At 54.6% G+C, this 2,279-nt stretch carries 2 protein-coding genes and 2 pseudogenes; all 4 read right to left on the bottom strand.

Annotated elements, in window-relative coordinates; genetic code table 11:
- Positions 1-141 precede the first annotated feature (141 nt).
- The 4 genes and pseudogenes from LI72_RS18210 to LI72_RS18195 all read right to left on the bottom strand — a co-directional run bounded on the left by LI72_RS18210 (position 142) and on the right by LI72_RS18195 (position 2,238).
- A complete protein-coding gene (locus LI72_RS18210) occupies positions 142-390 on the bottom strand; it encodes a hypothetical protein (protein WP_033927406.1) in 249 nt (82 codons plus the stop codon).
- A gap of 31 nt (positions 391-421) precedes the next feature.
- A pseudogene (locus tag LI72_RS18205) lies at positions 422-754 on the bottom strand (transposase domain-containing protein); the annotation flags it as partial.
- Positions 755-806: 52 nt separating this feature from the next.
- A pseudogene (locus tag LI72_RS18200) lies at positions 807-1,079 on the bottom strand (integrase core domain-containing protein); the annotation flags it as partial.
- Between the two features lie 214 nt (positions 1,080-1,293).
- Positions 1,294-2,238, bottom strand: coding sequence for an ArsR/SmtB family transcription factor (locus tag LI72_RS18195; RefSeq protein WP_033927405.1), 945 nt, complete (start codon positions 2,236-2,238; stop codon positions 1,294-1,296).
- Between the last annotated feature and the right edge of the window lie 41 nt (positions 2,239-2,279).

Genomic DNA, 2,279 nt, shown 5'->3' with positions numbered 1-2,279 from the left:
TGCTCCCGCAACCAACTTTCGTGCAATTATTTCTCTCAGAGCCCAGTCCCCCTTGTCGAGCCGCTTGTTTGCGCGCCTTGCCCAGGCGGAATTTGAACGTATCCATCCGGTGAAGGCCGCGGCATGACGCGGTGATGCTGCTTATCGGTCGTCGAGGAATGCCTCTGGGCCTTCTTCGGCGAGTGCCTTTCGGAATGCAGCATCGGCGGCGCGGTCAGTTGGGAATGGATCGTCCCACACGATAGATGTGTTGTTTTCGTTCACGACTTCTAGCGACCAGCCCGGTTGAGTGGCGAGGCGAACGATGCTGATAGTCAGCCGGATGCCATTTTGCTCAATGGTGCGTCCAAGAGGTGACTCGATCAGTTCGGGTTCTGGGCCGTATTGCATGCGTTGATGCTATGGGAATCGAGATCTGCCTTCAACGGGAAAGCCGCCAGTTCCACGGCAGGAGTTCATCGAGCCGAGTTGCCGGGTGGTCGGCGATGCGGGCGAGGACATCGGCGAGCCATGCCTGCGGATCGATATCGTTTAGCTTGGCTGTTTGGATGAGCGTGTAGATTACGGCAGCGCGTTGCCCACCGCGGTCAGAGCCGCAGAACAGCCATGCCTTGCGCCCGAGCGGGATGCAGCGCAGCGCGCGCTCGGCAGCGTTGTTCGTGAGACAGATCCTGCCATCGTCGAGGAATCGGGAAAACGCATCCCAACGCTTGAGCATATAGAGGCATGCCTTAGTGAGATCATGGCTCCGCGACAGCTTGCCGACCTGAAGCGCACCGGGTTTCCCGGAGGCTGTTTGGTTTAAGTTACGCAGCCATGGGCTGCTCGTCTAGCGTGGCGTAATATCTCTGCTCGGCTTCTGCAGGTGGGATGTTTCCAATCGGTGCCAGCAACCGCCTGTGGTTGAACCAATCGACCCATTCGAGGGTTGCGAATTCGACAGCCTCGAAAGATCGCCAAGGTCCGCGACGGTGGATCACTTCGGCCTTGTAAAGGCCATTAATCGTCTCGGCCAAAGCGTTATCATAACTGTCGCCGACGCTGCCGACTGAAGGCTCGATGCCGGCTTGGGCGAGGCGGTAACTCGGTGAAGAAGGGGATGACTTCTGTCCTGCGCAACTTGCGCCGGATCAGCACTGCGCCATCGGCAGCGATGGCGTGAACCTGAAACACATACTTCGCCAGATACAATCCGACGGTGAAAATCTTCTGCTCGATGGAACGACTCCTAGACGCGGATCTACAAGACCACATCATTACACAGCTACGCTGGTGCGGAGGTCGTCCACGACATCACGTTAAAACGCCCCGCCATATTTTTACCGTAAGTGTACCGCCAGACAGACTCAGAGTCTTGAATTGAGAAAAGCCCGCTTTCGCTAACATCGTAAGCATCTGTTCATCGGAAAAACCAAGCCGCGCATGAGCGTGACGCTCACGAAGTTCATCTAGTGAGTGTGCAGCGAAATCAACAATTACGATCTGGGCGCCAGCGGCCGCGACTTTAGCTGCCTCATCGATCACAGTTTGAGGGTTCTGAGCATAGTGAAGTACTTGGTGCAGCATAATGGTTTGAAAGCCATCATTGAATGATGGAAGCGCATTAAAATCAGCGAGCACCAATTCGACATTGCTTGCGGCGAAATGTTGAAGCTTTGCGCGTGCAAGTCTAAGCATTTCAGGACTGCGGTCCAACCCGATACAGTGCTTTGCACGATTGAAAAACAACTCTATCATTCGGCCTGTCCCCGTCCCTATATCAAGAAATCGTCCAAGATGCTCATCTCCAATCAACTCTTCTAATGCCCCCTCAACCTTTGTCTCAGGTATGTGAAGTGAACGGATAGCGTCCCAATGATCAGCATGCTCAGCAAAAAAATTAGCTGCGCGCTGCTCTCGGTCGGCAATGATGGCATGCAATCGAGTACAGTCTTTAGTGTGCTGCTGGACCAAAGCATTTCCAAGCGCTTCATGTCGACGCAAAAAGGCGTCTAAATGCTTGGCTGCAGGGGAAGCTAGGCGAGGCAACGCTGGTCGCAAAAATACCCAGCTCCCTTCCTTGCGTCTTTCGATGAGCCCCGCAGCATCGAGAATTTTTAGGTGCCGAGACACTCTAGGTTGGCTTTGGGCGAGCACCGCAGCCAGCTCGCCCACCGAAAGTTCCATGGCCTGCAGCAACAGCATGATCCGCAAGCGTGTATCGTCGGCAAGTCCCTTGAACAGCATCATCATATCCATAGGTGACGGTTATAAACTTCCCTTTATATGGTCAATGCGCC

This window comes from Sphingomonas sp. 35-24ZXX (assembly GCF_000786215.1).
GTDB lineage: Bacteria > Pseudomonadota > Alphaproteobacteria > Sphingomonadales > Sphingomonadaceae > Blastomonas.
This window is presented reverse-complemented; position numbering and strand designations above follow the sequence as displayed.